General features: G+C 71.3%; 10 protein-coding genes. 7 read left to right on the forward strand and 3 right to left on the reverse strand.

The window, feature by feature from the left end; translation table 11 throughout:
• Window positions 1-160: 160 nt before the first annotated feature.
• Both hpf and ACTWJ9_RS20145 read left to right on the forward strand, forming a co-directional pair.
• The gene (gene hpf / locus ACTWJ9_RS20140) at window positions 161-853 is read left to right on the forward strand and encodes a ribosome hibernation-promoting factor, HPF/YfiA family (RefSeq protein WP_279335636.1); all 693 of its coding nucleotides are present in this window, start codon (window positions 161-163) and stop codon (window positions 851-853) included.
• A 209-nt stretch (window positions 854-1,062) separates the two neighbouring features.
• Window positions 1,063-1,845: a response regulator transcription factor gene (locus tag ACTWJ9_RS20145; RefSeq protein WP_279335637.1), complete on the forward strand. Its 783-nt coding sequence runs from the start codon at window positions 1,063-1,065 to the stop codon at window positions 1,843-1,845.
• 2 nt (window positions 1,846-1,847) lie between these two features.
• On the opposite strand, the gene ACTWJ9_RS20150 is transcribed toward ACTWJ9_RS20145, so the two are convergent.
• The gene (locus ACTWJ9_RS20150) at window positions 1,848-3,035 is read right to left on the reverse strand and encodes a winged helix-turn-helix domain-containing protein (RefSeq protein ID WP_279335638.1); all 1,188 of its coding nucleotides are present in this window, start codon (window positions 3,033-3,035) and stop codon (window positions 1,848-1,850) included.
• A 111-nt stretch (window positions 3,036-3,146) separates the two neighbouring features.
• Entirely contained in the window at window positions 3,147-3,716 is a 570-nt protein-coding gene (locus ACTWJ9_RS20155) for a GNAT family N-acetyltransferase (RefSeq protein ID WP_279335639.1), read from the reverse strand.
• A gap of 278 nt (window positions 3,717-3,994) precedes the next feature.
• On the opposite strand from ACTWJ9_RS20155, the gene secA reads away from it, so the two are divergent.
• Entirely contained in the window at window positions 3,995-6,838 is a 2,844-nt protein-coding gene (secA, locus tag ACTWJ9_RS20160) for a preprotein translocase subunit SecA (protein ID WP_279335640.1), read from the forward strand.
• Between the two features lie 105 nt (window positions 6,839-6,943).
• Here secA and ACTWJ9_RS20165 read toward each other — a convergent pair whose 3' ends face one another.
• Window positions 6,944-7,594 (reverse strand): Rv3235 family protein, encoded by a 651-nt coding sequence (locus tag ACTWJ9_RS20165; RefSeq protein WP_388702326.1) that lies wholly within the window; start codon window positions 7,592-7,594, stop codon window positions 6,944-6,946.
• A 350-nt stretch (window positions 7,595-7,944) separates the two neighbouring features.
• Between ACTWJ9_RS20165 and ACTWJ9_RS20170 the strand changes: the two genes are divergently transcribed.
• From ACTWJ9_RS20170 to ACTWJ9_RS20185, 4 genes are all read left to right on the forward strand, one after another.
• Entirely contained in the window at window positions 7,945-8,454 is a 510-nt protein-coding gene (locus ACTWJ9_RS20170) for a DUF6912 family protein (RefSeq protein WP_443294539.1), read from the forward strand.
• 48 nt (window positions 8,455-8,502) lie between these two features.
• Window positions 8,503-9,168 carry an HAD family hydrolase gene (locus ACTWJ9_RS20175; protein WP_279335644.1) on the forward strand — a complete coding sequence of 222 codons (666 nt, stop codon included), beginning with the start codon at window positions 8,503-8,505 and terminating at the stop codon, window positions 9,166-9,168.
• Window positions 9,169-9,642: 474 nt separating this feature from the next.
• Window positions 9,643-14,568 carry an NAD-glutamate dehydrogenase gene (locus tag ACTWJ9_RS20180; RefSeq protein ID WP_443294540.1) on the forward strand — a complete coding sequence of 1,642 codons (4,926 nt, stop codon included), beginning with the start codon at window positions 9,643-9,645 and terminating at the stop codon, window positions 14,566-14,568.
• Between the two features lie 246 nt (window positions 14,569-14,814).
• A complete protein-coding gene (locus tag ACTWJ9_RS20185) occupies window positions 14,815-16,326 on the forward strand; it encodes a hypothetical protein (RefSeq protein WP_443295902.1) in 1,512 nt (503 codons plus the stop codon).
• Window position 16,327: the final 1 nt, after the last annotated feature.

Genomic DNA, 16,327 nt, shown 5'->3' on the forward strand with positions numbered 1-16,327 from the left:
ACGGGTTTTCTGTTATTACCCGGGCTGGTGGACTGGAGATCTCGTCCATGGGGGATGGAGGTGGAAGTCACCGAGTCCGAGGTTCCGGGGCCGACCGGGGCCTGGTGCAAAAGGGAGACGCTCCGCACCGAGGCGGAGTGATCCGGGAACGGAGTTCTGCGTGGACATCGTCGTCAAGGGCCGCAAGATCGAGGTGCCCGAGCGGTTCCGGAAGCACGTGGCCGAGAAGCTGAAGCTGGAGAGGATCCAGAAGCTCGACGGCAAGGTGATCAGCCTCGACGTCGAGGTGTCCAAGGAGCCCAACCCCCGGCAGGCCGACCGCAGCGCCCGAGTGGAGATCACGCTCCATTCCCGCGGTCCGGTGATCCGGGCGGAGGCAGCGGCGAGCGACCCGTACGCGGCGCTCGACCTGGCAGCGGAGAAGCTGGACGCACGGCTGCGCAAGCAGCACGACAAGCGTTATTCACGGCGCGGCGCGCGCAGGATCTCGGCGGCGGAGGTCCCCGAGCACGTCCCGGGCGCGGCGACGCTCAACGGGACGGGCGCGCATTCCCCCGAGGAGGGGCAGGGCGCAGTCCCCACCAAGAAGATCGGCACACTGGAAGTACAGGGTGACGGCCCCCTCATCGTCCGCGAGAAGACCCACGTGGCCGCCCCCATGACCCTCGATCAGGCTCTCTACGAGATGGAGTTGGTCGGGCACGACTTCTACCTGTTCGTCGACTCCGAGACGAAGGAACCCAGTGTCGTCTACCGGCGGCACGCCTACGACTACGGCGTGATCCACCTCAGCACGGACACGATGGTCACGCAGCCGCCTGCTCCCGAGGCGGGCGGACCCCTCGGCGGCTGACCCCGCGGGGGGCGGTGGCTGAACCGGTGCCCCTGGGGGCGCACACGCGCGCCCCCAGGGGCACCGGTGTGCGACCACTTCGCATCCCCCGTCGGCACCCCGGTGCCGTCCGGGCATGGAATCATGGCGGCAACGGCCCAATCGGTGGGCCGTTGCCTTGGGTTGGCGATGGCTCACGACCACGGCCACAGCCTTCAGGGGGAGGAACGATGGCGGACAGCTTCGGCCCTATGCGTGGAGAGGACTCCGACGACGGCGTCACCGGCACGGGCCCGCACGCGGGCTCCAGGTACCAGGAACCGGCCGGTGAACCGGCCGAGGAGGCGGGCAGGGAGCCGATCAGGGTCCTGGTGGTGGACGACCACGCGCTGTTCCGCCGGGGACTGGAGATCGTCCTCGCGGCCGAGGAGGACATCCAGGTCGTCGGCGAGGCGGGGGACGGCGCCGAGGCCGTGGAGAAGGCGGCGGACCTGCTGCCGGACATCGTCCTGATGGATGTGCGGATGCCCAAGCGGGGCGGCATCGAGGCGTGCACCTCCATCAAGGAGGTGGCCCCCAGCGCGAAGATCATCATGCTGACGATCAGTGACGAGGAGGCCGATCTCTACGACGCCATCAAGGCGGGCGCGACCGGCTACCTCCTCAAGGAGATCTCCACGGACGAGGTGGCCACCGCCATTCGGGCGGTGGCCGACGGACAGTCGCAGATCAGCCCCTCCATGGCGTCGAAGCTGCTCACCGAGTTCAAGTCGATGATCCAGCGCACCGACGAGCGTCGGCTGGTGCCCGCGCCCCGGCTGACGGACCGTGAGCTCGAAGTGCTCAAGCTCGTCGCCACGGGGATGAACAACCGCGACATCGCCAAGGAGCTGTTCATCTCCGAGAACACCGTGAAGAACCACGTGCGCAACATCCTGGAGAAGCTGCAGCTGCACTCCAGGATGGAGGCGGTGGTCTACGCGATGCGGGAGAAGATCCTCGAGATCCGGTGACGTCAGGCGAGGGCGCGGGTCAGCTCCCGGGTGAGCCGTTCGCGCAGTTCGGGCGCGTCGACGCGCTCCACGCGGACGTTCGTGCAGTCCACCCAGCTCGCCGCCTCGACCAGGGCCTGCGCCACGGCGGGGACCGCCTTGGGGCCTTCCAGCGTGATCTGCCTGGCCACCAGTGTGCGGCCCTCGCGCGCCGGGTCGACGCGGCCGACCAGCCGGCCGCCGGCGAGCACGGGCATCGCGAAGTAGCCGTGCACCCGCTTCTGTTTCGGCACGTAGGCCTCCAGACGGTGGGTGAAGCCGAAGATCCGCTCGGTGCGCGCCCGTTCCCACACCAGGGAGTCGAACGGGGACAGCAGCGTCGTACGGTGACGTCCGCGCGAAGGCGCGGCGAGGGCCTCCGGATCGGCCCAGGCGGGCTTGGACCAGCCCTCGACCGTGACCGGCACCAGGCCCGAGTCGGCGATCACCGCGTCGACCTGATCGCCCTTGAGACGGTGGTAGTCGGCGAGGTCCGCACGGGTCCCGACGCCGAGGGACCGGCCCGCCAGGCGGACCAGACGGCGCAGGCACTCGGCGTCGTCCAGCCCGTCGTGCAGCAGGGCGTCGGGGATCGCGCGTTCGGCGAGGTCGTAGACCCGCTTCCAGCCGCGGCGCTCGACGCACACCACCTCGCCGTACATCAGGGCCCGCTCGACGGCGACCTTGGCACCGGACCAGTCCCACCACTCGCTGGTGCGTTTCGCGCCGCCCAACTCCGTGGCCGTGAGCGGGCCCTGGGCGCGGAGCTGCTTGACGACCTGGTCGTAGGCGCCGTCGGGGAGCTCGTGGTTCCAGTGCGGGCGGCCGCGGTAGGCGCGGCGGCGGAAGGCGAAGTGCGGCCACTCCTCGACGGGCAGGATGCAGGCCGCGTGCGACCAGTACTCGAACGCGCGCGGCGGCTGGGCGCCGGCCTTCCAGTACGCGGCCTCGACCGTTTCCCGGCCCACGGCGCCGAGGCGGGCGTAGGGGATGAGCTCGTGGGAGCGGGCGAGGACGGAGATGGTGTCGAGCTGCACCGCACCCAGGTGACGCAGGATTCCCCGGACGCCGGAACGGCGGTCGGGGGCGCCCAGGAAGCCCTGGGCGCGCAGGGCGATGCGGCGGGCCTCTGCCGCCGAAAGGTCCGTGGCCGGACGCGGGAGAGTCGTCATACGTCCGCACGATAGAGGGCGGCACCGACACCGGCCCCGGGTTCGGGCGGACGCCACCTCCCCGCCCGCTCCCGCCCCCTCACCCGTCCCTCTTCTTCCGCTCCCGCTCCCTCACTCCCCGGCGGGCAGGTACGGCATGGTGGAGGCGAGTCCCAGGTCGGACGGCAGCAGGGAGCCCACCCAGGAGTCCCGCAGCACGCCCTTGTTGTTGACCGCGGAGCGCAGGGTGCCCTCGACGACGAAGCCCGCCCGTTCCGCCACCGCGCGGGAGCCCCGGTTGCCCACCTCGGCGCGCCATTCCACCCGGTCGACCGACAGCTTCGTGAAGACCCAGCGGGAGACGGCGACGGCGGCCTCGGTCATGTAGCCGTTGCCCCGGTGTTCCTTGACGCCCCAGTAGCCGATCTCGCCCACCCCCAGGGAGCGCATCGTGACGCCGAGCATGCCCGTGAACTCCCCGGAGCGCAGGAAGAGGCCGAAGGTGAACATCGAGCCGTTCGCCCAGCCGTCCGGACACATCTGCTCCGTGAAGCTCTGCGCGTGCTCGGGAAGATACGGGGAGGGGACCGTGGTCCAGCGCTGGATGTCGGCGTCCTGGCAGGCGGCGTACACCGCGTCGGTGTCCTGCGGGCCGACCGCGCGCAGGAGGAGGCGGTCGGTGGTGAGCGTGACGGGTTCCATCGGCCGATTCTGCTCACGGGGGAATGATCGGCGCCAACCGTTTGCCGTACGTGAGGAAGTGATCACCCTTCGCGCAAATCGCCGGGCGGGGCGGCACCATTCGCGGGGTCCGGACGTTGTTCCTCGAGAAGCGGCCGCGCAACAGATACGAAGCCGCGCGCGGCCACCGTCGCGGCAGGCCTCCCGACGTGGTGGGGTCCTCGCATACGATGGCCGTTGCTCAGCAATGAAATGGAAACCGACCGTCCCAGGCCCGACCGGCAAGGAGACCACCCCCCGTGTCCGTCCTCTCGAAGATCATGCGTGCAGGCGAAGGCAAGATCCTGCGCAAACTGCACCGCATCGCGGGCCAGGTCAACTCCATCGAAGAGGACTTCGTCGACCTCTCCGACGCCGAGCTGCGCGCCCTCACCGATGAGTACAAGGAGCGGTACGCCGACGGTGAGAGCCTGGACGACCTGCTCCCCGAGGCCTTCGCCACCGTCCGTGAGGCCGCCAAGCGCGTCCTGGGCCAGCGCCACTACGACGTGCAGATCATGGGCGGCGCCGCCCTCCACATGGGGTACGTCGCCGAGATGAAGACCGGTGAGGGCAAGACCCTCGTCGGTACCCTGCCCGCGTATCTGAACGCCCTGTCCGGCAAGGGCGTCCACATCATCACGGTCAACGACTACCTGGCCGAGCGCGACTCCGAGCTGATGGGCCGCGTCCACAAGTTCCTGGGCCTCGAGGTCGGCTGCATCCTGGCCAACATGACGCCGGCCCAGCGCCGCGAGCAGTACGGCTGCGACATCACCTACGGCACGAACAACGAGTTCGGTTTCGACTTCCTGCGCGACAACATGGCGTGGTCCCAGGACGAGCTCGTCCAGCGCGGCCACAACTTCGCCGTCGTCGACGAGGTCGACTCCATCCTCGTCGACGAGGCCCGTACGCCGCTGATCATCTCCGGCCCGGCCGACCAGGCCACCAAGTGGTACGGCGACTTCGCCAAGCTGGTCAAGCGCCTCAAGCGCGGTGAGCCCGGCAACCCGCTCAAGGGCATCGAGGAGACCGGCGACTACGAGGTCGACGAGAAGAAGCGCACGGTCGCCATCCACGAGTCCGGGGTCGCCAAGGTCGAGGACTGGCTGGGGATCGACAACCTCTACGAGTCGGTCAACACCCCGCTGGTGGGCTACCTGAACAACGCCATCAAGGCCAAGGAGCTCTTCAAGCGCGACAAGGACTACGTGATCATCGACGACGAGGTCATGATCGTCGACGAGCACACCGGCCGTATCCTCGCCGGCCGCCGCTACAACGAGGGCATGCACCAGGCGATCGAGGCGAAGGAGTCGGTGCCGATCAAGGACGAGAACCAGACGCTCGCCACGATCACCCTCCAGAACTTCTTCCGCCTCTACAAGCGCCGCGACCACAACGGCAAGGAACAGCCCGGTCTGTCCGGCATGACCGGTACGGCGATGACCGAGGCCGCCGAGTTCCACCAGATCTACAAGCTCGGTGTGGTGCCCATCCCGACCAACCGGCCCATGATCCGCAAGGACCAGGCAGACCTGATCTACCGCACCGAGGTCGCCAAGTTCGAGGCCGTCGTCGACGACATCGAGGAGAAGCACGCCAAGGGGCAGCCGATCCTCGTGGGCACCACCTCGGTGGAGAAGTCCGAGTACCTCTCGCAGCAGCTCAGCAAGCGCGGCATCCAGCACGAGGTGCTGAACGCCAAGCACCACGACCGTGAGGCGACGATCGTCGCCCAGGCCGGCCGCCGGGGCAGCGTCACCGTGGCCACCAACATGGCCGGCCGTGGCACGGACATCAAGCTCGGCGGCAACCCCGAGGACCTCGCCGAGGCGGAGCTGCGCCAGCACGGTCTCGACCCCGAGGAGCACATCGAGCAGTGGGCGCACGCCCTGCCGGACGCCCTCGCGCGGGCCGAGGACGCCGTCAAGGCGGAGAAGGAGGAGGTCGAGCGGCTCGGCGGGCTCTATGTGCTCGGTACCGAGCGGCACGAGTCGCGGCGGATCGACAACCAGCTGCGCGGTCGTTCCGGCCGTCAGGGCGACCCCGGTGAGTCCCGCTTCTACCTCTCGCTCGGCGACGACCTGATGCGCCTGTTCAAGGCCCAGATGGTCGAGCGCGTGATGTCCATGGCGAACGTGCCGGACGACGTGCCGATCGAGAACAAGATGGTCACGCGCGCGATCGCGTCGGCCCAGTCGCAGGTCGAGACGCAGAACTTCGAGACCCGTAAGAACGTCCTGAAGTACGACGAAGTCATGAACCGGCAGCGCGAGGTCATCTACGGCGAGCGGCGCCGCGTGCTGGAGGGCGAGGACCTGCACGAGCAGATCCACCACTTCATGGACGACACCATCGACGCCTATGTGCAGGCCGAGACGTCCGAGGGCTTCCCCGAGGACTGGGACCTGGACCGGTTGTGGGGCGCCTTCAAGCAGCTCTACCCGACGAAGGTCACCGTGGAGGAGCTGGAGGAGGAGGCCGGCGACCGCGCCGGGCTGACGGCCGAGTTCATCGGCGACTCCATCAAGGAGGACATCCGCAAGCAGTACGGGCAGCGTGAGGCGCAGCTCGGCTCCGAGATCATGCGTGAGCTGGAGCGCCGGGTCGTGCTGTCGGTCCTGGACCGCAAGTGGCGCGAGCACCTCTACGAGATGGACTACCTCCAGGAGGGCATCGGCCTGCGCGCGATGGCGCAGAAGGACCCGCTGGTCGAGTACCAGCGTGAGGGCTTCGACATGTTCACCGCGATGATGGACGGCATCAAGGAGGAGTCCGTCGGCTACCTGTTCAACCTGGAGGTCCAGGTCGAGCAGCAGGTCGAGGAGGTCCCGGTCGAGGAGGCGGCGCCGTCGCTGGAGAAGGCCCCGCAGGAGGCGGTGCCCGCGCAGGCGGGTGCCCGGCCGGAGATCCGCGCCAAGGGGCTCGACGCCCCGCAGCGGCGGAGCCTGCACTTCTCCGCGCCGACCGTGGACGGCGAGGGCGGCACCATCGAGGGCGAGTTCGCCGAGGACGAGCCGGTGCGCTCCGAGGCCGACGGCCTCACGCGCGCCGAGCGCCGCAAGCAGGCGCGGGGCGGTCGCCGCCGCAAGAAGTGAGCCGGCCCGCGGGCTTCCGGGCCGGGCGAGCGCTGAGGCTCCGTACGGAGCCGTGAGAGCAGGCGGAGGGCCGGGCAGACCCCAGGGTCGCCCGGCCCTCCGGCGTCAGTGGTCGTGGGGGCGGGGCGGGCGGGTGCCGCCCAGTTCCACGGCGGTGCAGCGCCAGCGCAGGTCCTGGCCCTGTTCCAGGCGGAAGGCCATGGCCCGCAGCCGGTCGCCGGCACCGATCCGGGCGAACACCTCGAGCGCGCCCTCGCGGGCGACGTAGTAGCCGATGTCCCGCACCACCGGGCGGGTGCCACGGGTGCGCAGCGGACCGCGCTCGGCGAGGTCCGCCAGTTCGTCGTAGGCGCGGCCCGCGGTGTGCCGGAGCATCGAGTGGACGGGCCGCTGACCGCTCAGGACGGCGAGCAGCAGCTCGGCGAAGCGGTCGGTGGGGCGGGGCTGCGCCGGCCGGGGTGCGGGGGCCGGGAGAGCCGGGCGCCGTCGCAGCAGGGCACTGGCGGGAGCGGTAGCAGTGGCCATGGTCCTGGTCCTGGCCGTCGGCGTGAAGGACGGCGGGCGGTTGTCGTCGGGACGGGTGGACGCCGGGGCGGGTGCGGGGGAGGGGCGGCCTCCGCCGGGGGACGGGGCGAGGACGGTACCTCCCGCGGGGGTGCGCGGCGGGACGGTGCCGCCGGTGGGGCGGCGCGTGTCGCGGCGGCCGGGAGGGCGGGTGCCGGTGCGGCGCCGCGCCCTGGTCATGACCTTGTTCACGGGACTCCGTTCGACGGGCCGGAAGTCGCCCTCGACCGGGGGACCGAGGCGATACCGGGCAGTAACTTAGGGGTTGGGGCTCTTGTACGGGGCGGCGGAGTGCGGCGGCAAGGCGCCGTGAGCCGTGTCGGGGCGGCGGCGGAGTTCACTTATCCGAGTGAACGGCGGCCCCCCGGCCTCGTACTGGAGCGGGCGCACCGGGTGAATTCCGGGCTCGGGGTGGACGCGGCCCGGGGGGTGGACAGAGACCCGATGGGGGACACCCGCACGTATCCTGAAGGCTCAGCCGGCGGGGTGCGACCACCCCTCGACGGAACGCCGGCGGACCTCCGACCAGGAAAGCGGCCGACATGCGCGTCTACGTCCCCCTCACCCTCCCGGGTCTCGCCGAGGCGTACCGGACGGGTGAGCTGGGCGCGGGACCGTTCACCGCCCACGGTGTGACGCCCGCGCTGCGCGAGTGGTACCGCTCCGAGGACGTCGAGGAGCTGGAGTACGCGGCACTGGGCGGTGCCGCGCTGGCCTCGCTGCGGCTGCTGGCGGCGGACGCCGCGGCGCCGCGGCGCCGGGTCGTGGTCGCCGTGGACGTACCCGACCGGGCGGCCTCGGCCGATCCGGCCCCCGGCCCCGGCGTGGTGCGGGTCGACGGACCCGTCCGGCTGGACAGGGCGGCGGCGGTGCACGTGGACGCCCCGGACGCGGAGGCGGACGTGGCGTCGGCCGCGGACGCGCTGCCGGCCGCGGACGGCGGGGACGACAGCGCCCGGGCCGCCGTGGACGGGGCGGAGGACCACGAACTGCTCTGGTACGCCACCCAGGAGATCCCGAACCTGCTGGGCCCGGCGGCCCGGTCCGACTAGTCCGAGTCGGCAGCCCGATTGTCAGTGGCGGCGGGTACTTTTCCTTCCATGGGGATGCACACGGACGCGCACATCGTCTGGGACTGGAACGGCACGCTGTTCCACGACGTCGACGCGGTCATCGGGGCGACCAACGCGGCCTTCGCCGAGCTGGGCCTGGAGCCGCTCACGCTGGAGCGGTACCGGGAGCTGTACTGCGTGCCGGTGCCGAAGTTCTACGAGCGGCTGATGGGGCGGCTGCCGAGCGGGGCCGAGTGGGAGCTGATGGACGCGACCTTCCACCGGTACTACTCCGCGCACCGGGTGCGGTGCGCACTCGCCGAGGGCGCGGCCGAGCTGCTGGCGCAGTGGTCGGCGGCCGGGCGCAGCCAGTCGATCCTCAGCATGTACGGACACGAGGACCTCGTGCCGCTGGTCCGGGGCTTCGGCATCGAGCCGCACTTCATACGCGTCGACGGGCGGACCGGGCCGTCCGGCGGGGGCAAGGCGGAGCACATGGTGCGCCACCTCGGCGCGCTGACCGGCGTCGACCCGACGCGCACGGTGGTGATCGGGGACGCCGCCGACGACGCGCTGGCCGCCCGGCACGTCGGGGCGAGAGCCGTGCTCTACACCGGCGGTTCGCACAGCCGGGCCAGCCTCGAAGCGGTCGGGGTGCCGGTGGTGGACACGCTGGCGGAGGCCGTCGTGGAAGCGGAACGCCTGGCCGGCTGAACACCGGGCCCGCGCACCCGGCACCGGGCGCCGCGGGCGCGCACTGTGCAGAACGTCCAAGTTCCACCCCGTGTTTTGTACACATACGGCTCATGACGGGCCCCCTGCGGGGGGCGATAGCCTGGGTGCCGTGATCAGCGCGATAGCTCGCGGGGACCTCGCCGTCCCCGCCGTGCGCCCGGAGAGCACGGACGACATCCGTGACCGGGCGGAACTCGCTGGTCCTCGCGGGCGGAAGGGGACCCGAAGGGTTCCAGGGACGCGCGGCACTCCCCGGGCGCGGACGCGGAAGAGAGCAGCGTCACACCCGGCGGGCGCGTCGAAGTCGGCAGAGAAGCCCCCGCTCGTCTCATCTTGCGGCATAGCGTCGGAACGGACCGGACACCCCGTGTCTGTCGTACCACCGCACCGCAGGCGCGGAGACCGTACTTCCTTCTACGTCACGCAACGGCGCGCGACAGGAGTCAGAGGACAATGCAGACCAAGCTGGACGAAGCCAAGGCCGAGCTGCTCGAAAAGGCCGCCCGGGTAGCTGAGAACAGCCCGGCCGGCGGGAAACTGCCGACCGGGACGACGGACAAGGGCATGCCCGACCGGGACACCGTGCTCGCGTTCCTCCAGCGCTACTACCTGCACACCGCCCCGGAGGACCTCCTCGGCCGCGACCCGGTCGACGTCTTCGGAGCAGCCGTCGCGCACTTCCGGCTGGCCGGGAACCGTCCGCAGGGCACCGCCAACGTCAAGGTCCACACCCCCACCGTCGAGGAGAACGGCTGGACCTGCAGCCACTCCGTCGTCGAGGTGGTCACCGACGACATGCCCTTCCTCGTCGACTCCGTCACCAACGAGCTGACCCGCCAGGGCCGGGGCATCCACGTCGTCATCCACCCGCAGATCGTGGTCCGCCGCGACCTCACCGGGCAGCTGATCGAGATGCTCGCCACCCCGCCCGCCGACGACCTCCCGCACGACGCCCACACCGAGTCCTGGATCCACGTCGAGATCGACCGCGAGACCGACCGCGGCGACCTCAAGCAGATCACCGCCGACCTGCTGCGCGTCCTGTCCGACGTCCGCGAGGCCGTCGAGGACTGGGGCAAGATGCGGCAGGCCGCCGTTGAACTGGCCGAGGGACTGCCCGACGAGCCCGTCCCCGGGGACGTGCCGGAGCAGCAGGGCGAGGAGGCCCGGGAGCTGCTGCGCTGGCTCGCCGACGACCACTTCACCTTCCTCGGCTACCGCGAGTACCAGCTGCGCGACGACGACTCCCTCGGCGCCCTGCCCGGCACCGGTCTGGGCATCCTGCGTGCCGACCCGCACCACGCCACCCCGGAGGGCCACCCGGTCAGCCCGTCCTTCGAGCGGCTGCCCGCCGACGCCCGCGCCAAGGCGCGCGAGCACAAGCTGCTCGTGCTGACCAAGGCCAACAGCCGGGCCACCGTGCACCGGCCGTCGTACCTGGACTACGTCGGCGTCAAGAAGTTCGACGCCGAGGGCAACGTCGTCGGTGAGCGCCGCTTCCTCGGACTGTTCTCCTCCGCCGCCTACACCGAGTCCGTCCGCCGGGTTCCGGTGATCCGCCGCAAGGTCGAGGAGGTCCTCGAGCGGGCCGGCTTCTCGCCGCACAGTCACGACGGGCGCGACCTGCTGCAGATCCTGGAGACCTACCCGCGCGACGAGCTCTTCCAGACCCCGGTCGACGAGCTCCAGGCCATCGCCACCTCGGTGCTCTACCTCCAGGAACGCCGCCGCCTGCGGCTCTACCTGCGCCAGGACGAGTACGGGCGCTACTACTCCGCCCTCGTCTACCTTCCGCGCGACCGCTACACCACCGGGGTGCGCCTGAGGATCATCGACATCCTCAAGGAGGAGCTCGGCGGCATCAGCGCCGACTTCACCGTCTGGAACACCGAGTCGATCCTCTCCCGGCTGCACTTCGTGGTCCGTGTCCCGCAGGGCACCGAGCTGCGCCAGCTGTCCGACACCGACAAGGAGCGCATCGAGGCCCGCCTGGTCGAGGCCGCCCGCTCCTGGGCCGACGGCTTCGGCGAGGCACTCACCGCCGAGCTGGGCGAGGAGCGCGCCGCCGAACTGCTGCGCCGCTACGCGGGCGCCTTCGCCGAGGGCTACAAGGACGACCACACCCCGCGCAGCGCCGTCGCCGACATCGTCCGGCTGGAACAGCTCGACGAGGAGAAGAACTTCGAGCTCAGCCTGTACGAGCCGGTGGGCGCGGCCCCCGAGGAGCGCCGCTTCAAGATCTACCGCCAGGGCGAGGCCGTCTCCCTGTCCGCCGTGCTGCCCGTGCTCCAGCGGCTCGGCGTCGAGGTTGTCGACGAGCGGCCCTACGAGCTGCGCCGCGCCGACCACAGCGTCGCCTGGGTCTACGACTTCGGGCTGCGGATGCCCGAGGTGCCCGGCGCCGAGCACCTCGGGGACGACGCCCGTGAGCGGTTCCAGGACGCCTTCGCCGCGACCTGGACCGGCAAGGCGGAGAACGACGGCTTCAACGCCCTCGTACTGAGCGCCGGGCTGGACTGGCGGCAGGCGACGGTACTGCGCGCGTACGCCAAGTACCTGCGCCAGGCCGGCTCCACGTTCAGCCAGGACTACATGGAGGACACCCTCCGCAACAACGTCCACACCACCCGGCTGCTCGTCTCCCTGTTCGAGGCGCGGATGTCGCCGGAGCGGCAGGGCGCCGGGTTCGAGCTGCTGGACGCCCTGCTGGAGGAGATCGACGCCGCCCTCGACCAGGTCGCCTCGCTCGACGAGGACCGCATCCTGCGTTCCTTCCTCACCGTGATCAAGGCGACGCTGCGCACCAACTTCTTCCAGCAGTCGGGTGACGGCCGCCCGCACGACTACATCTCCATGAAGTTCGACCCGCAGGCCATCCCCGACCTGCCGGCGCCGCGTCCGGCGTTCGAGATCTGGGTGTACTCGCCGCGGGTCGAGGGCGTGCACATGCGCTACGGCAAGGTGGCGCGCGGCGGCCTGCGCTGGTCGGACCGCCGGGAGGACTTCCGCACCGAGATCCTCGGCCTGGTCAAGGCGCAGATGGTGAAGAACACCGTCATCGTGCCGGTCGGCGCCAAGGGCGGCTTCGTCGCCAAGCAGCTGCCCGACCCGTCCGTGGACCGCGACGCCTGGATGGCCGAGGGCGTCGCCTCCTACCGGACGTTCATCTCGGCGCTGCTCGACATCACCGACAACATGGTGGCCGGCCAGGTCGTGCCCCCGGCGGACGTCGTCCGGCACGACGGGGACGACAACTACCTCGTCGTCGCGGCCGACAAGGGCACCGCGCGGTTCTCGGACATCGCCAACGAGGTCGCCGAGTCCTACGACTTCTGGCTCGGCGACGCCTTCGCCTCCGGCGGCAGCGCCGGATACGACCACAAGGGCATGGGCATCACCGCCCGCGGCGCCTGGGAGTCCGTCAAGCGGCACTTCCGGGAGCTGGGTGTGGACACCCAGAGCCAGGAGTTCACGGCCGTCGGCATCGGGGACATGTCCGGTGACGTGTTCGGCAACGGCATGCTGCGCAGCGAGCACATCCGGCTGGTCGCCGCCTTCGACCACCGGCACATCTTCATCGACCCGAACCCGGACGCGGCCGCCGGCTACGCCGAGCGCCGCCGCCTGTTCGAGCTGCCGCGCAGCTCCTGGGCGGACTACGACACCGGCCTGCTGTCGGCCGGCGGCGGGGTCTTCCCGCGCAGTGCCAAGTCCATCCCGGTCAACGCCCAGATCCGCGAGGCCCTCGGCCTCGAGGAGAGCGTCACCAAGGCGACCCCGGCCGACCTGATGAAGGCGATCCTCAAGGCACCGGTCGACCTGCTGTGGAACGGCGGCATCGGTACGTACGTCAAGGCGTCCACCGAGTCCAACGCGGACGTCGGCGACAAGGCCAACGACGCCATCCGCGTCGACGGCAGGGACCTGCGGGTCGCCGTCGTCGGCGAGGGCGGCAACCTGGGCTTCACCCAGCTCGGCCGGATCGAGGTCGCGCTGCACGGCGGCCGGATCAACACCGACGCCATCGACAACAGCGCGGGCGTGGACACCTCCGACCACGAGGTGAACATCAAGATCCTGCTCAACGGCCTGGTCACGGACGGCGACATGACGGTCAAGCAGCGCAACAAGCTGCTCGCCTCGATGACCGACGAGGTCGGCCGGATGGTGCTGCGCACCAACTACGCGCAGAACACCGCCATCGCCAACGCCCTGGCCCAGTCCAAGGACATGCTCCACGCCCAGCAGCGTTTCCTGAAGCACCTGGTGCGCGAGGGTCACCTCGACCGGGCCCTGGAGTTCCTGCCCACCGACCGCCAGATCCGCGAGCGGCTGGCCGCCGGGCAGGGCCTGACCGGCCCGGAGACGGCCGTCCTGCTGGCGTACACGAAGATCACGGTCGCCGAGGAGCTGCTGAGCACCTCGCTGCCCGAGGACCCGTACCTCAAGAACCTGCTGCACGCGTACTTCCCGGCCCCGCTGCGCGAGCAGTTCCTCGACCGGATCGACGGCCACCCGCTGCGCCGTGAGATCACCACGACCGTCCTGGTCAACGACACGGTCAACACCGGCGGTACGACGTACCTGCACCGGATGCGCGAGGAGACGGGCGCGTCGCTGGAGGAGATCGTCCGGGCCCAGACCGTGGCCCGCGCGATCTTCCGTTCCGCCCTGGTGTGGGACGCCGTCGAGGAACTCGACACCAAGGTCGACGCGGACGTCCAGACCCGGATCCGGCTGCACTCGCGGCGGCTGGTGGAGCGCGGTACGCGCTGGCTGCTCAACAACCGGCCGCAGCCGCTGGAGCTCGAGGAGACGGTGGCGTTCTTCGCCGAGCGCGTCGAGCAGGTCTGGTCGCAGCTGCCCAAGCTGCTGCGCGGCGCGGACCTGGAGTGGTTCCAGAAGATCTACGACGAGCTGACGGGCGTCGGCGTCCCCGGCGAACTCGCCACCCGCGTGGCCGGCTTCTCCTCCGCGTTCGCGGCGATCGACATCGTCTCGGTGGCCGACCGCATGGGCAAGGAGCCGCTGGACGTCGCCGAGGTGTACTACGACCTCGCCGACCGGCTCTCCATCACCCAGCTGATGGACAGGATCAGTGAGCTGCCCCGCGCGGACCGCTGGCAGTCCATGGCCCGCGCGGCGATCCGCGAGGACCTGTACGCGGCGCACGCGGCGGTGACGGCCGAGGTGCTGGCGCAGGGCAACGGCACGGCGTCACCGCAGCAGCGGTTCCAGGTGTGGGAGGAGAAGAACGAGGCCCTCCTCGGCCGGGCCCGCACCACTCTGGAGGAGATCCGCAGCTCGGACACGTTCGACCTGGCCAACCTGTCCGTGGCGATGCGGACGATGCGCACGCTGCTGCGTCCGCACGCGTAGGCCGCGGCGCCGGCCCGGCGCTGACGCACACGGGGGTGCCCCGGACCATCGGGTCCGGAGCACCCCCGTGGTGTGCTCGGGGTGCCCCGGAGCGGATGGGGTGTTAAGGCTCTGAGGGTGAGTGTCCGTCCTGCCCGCTCCGCTCGCCCCGCCCGATCCGGCCGGCCCGGCCGTTCTGCCGGTACCCGGTGGTCCGTCCTGCCCGGGGGGACCGGCAGGCCGCGTGCCGCGCCCCGGCCGGCGGACATCGCCCGCACCGCCGTCCAGGTCGCCGCCGGGCTGACCCTGGTCCTGCTGCTCGCGGTGATCGTCCGCCTCCCGTGGGCCGGCGACCTCGGCATGCACGCGGCGACCCTGCAACGCCTGCGGCACGACCTGGCCGACCCCGGCAACCCCCTGGTCGACGCGGACACGCAGAGCCCGTACTACTCGCCGTGGACCGTGCTGCTCGGCGGCCTCGCCCGGCTGCCGGGGCTGTCGGGGCTGTCGGTCTTCGTGGTGCTGCGGCTCGCCGCCCTGGCCGGACTCGCGCTGCTGGTGACGGGCGTATGGCGCTACGTACGGGCACTGACCGCACGCGGAACGGCCCGCGGGACCGGAGCCGCTGCCGCGCACGGGGCGGGGCCGCGGGCCGGCTTCGCGCTCGCCCTGCTGAGCCTGCTGTTCCTGTGGGGCACGACCCCGTTCCTGTGGAGCGGCTTCCCGGGCCTCCACTCGCTCGCGCTGACGGTCTCCTACCCGAGCACCCTCGCCCTCGGCCTCGCCTTCCACCTCTGGGCCTGGCTGACGGCCGCGCTGCGCCGCCGGGCCGGGTGGGGAACGTGGGCGGGGCTGGGCACGCTGTGGGCGGTGATCCTGCTGTGCCACCAGTTCACCGGCGTCGTGGCCACGCTCGGCGCCCTCGCCACGGTGCTGTCGGCCCGGCCCGCGCGGCTGCCGCGGGCGGTGTGGCCGCGGCTCGGCGCCGGACTGCTGCTGGGCGTCCTCGTGCTGTGGGCCTGGCCGTACTACGACTTCTTCGCGCTGACGGGCGCCGGCGCCCGACTGGAGTCGGTGCACCGGGAGCTGTACCGGGACCTGCCGGCCCGGTTCGGGCTCGTGCTGCTCGGCGTGGCCGCGCTGGCGGTGCGGTGGCGGCGCGACCGGTGGGACCCGCTCGCGCTGTTCTTCGCGCTGGGCGCGCTGGTCTTCGCGGCGGGCTGGCTGACCGGCCACCACGCGTGGGGGCGCGCCCTGCCCGCCGTGCTGATCCCGGCGCAGCTCGCGGCCGCCCTGGAGACGTTCGGCGCGGCACGGCGCACACTGCGCGCCGGGTGGGCCGTCGTCCTGGCCGGTGCGCTGGCCGTCGGCGCGTGGGCACAGGCGGGAGCGGTGGGCTACGTCGTCCCGCGCGACGCGCTGCCCCGGGTGGCCGAGGCCCGGTACCGGGAGCCGTGGACGGGGTACCACTGGATGACGCCGTGGGTGGAGTACGGGGACGTCGTCATGGCCGAGACGGAGCCGGCCCGCCGGATTCCCGCGTACGGGCCCTACACGGTCGCCCCCGGTTACCCCGACTTCTTCCTGCCGGACGAGAAGCGCAGGGCGGCGGCCACGGAGCGGTACTTCGCACCGAGCACACCGCAGCGGGTGCGCCGGGGCATCGAGCGGACGTACGGAGTGCGGTGGGTGGTGGACACGACGGGCACGCTGCACGACACCGGGCTGCGGGCCGTGACCCGGGGACCGGAGGGCCAGACGCTCTACGCGGTGCGCTGAC

Origin of the sequence: Streptomyces sp. GDS52 (assembly GCF_052246875.1) — a bacterium.
GTDB classification, from domain to species: Bacteria; Actinomycetota; Actinomycetes; order Streptomycetales; family Streptomycetaceae; genus Streptomyces; species Streptomyces cathayae.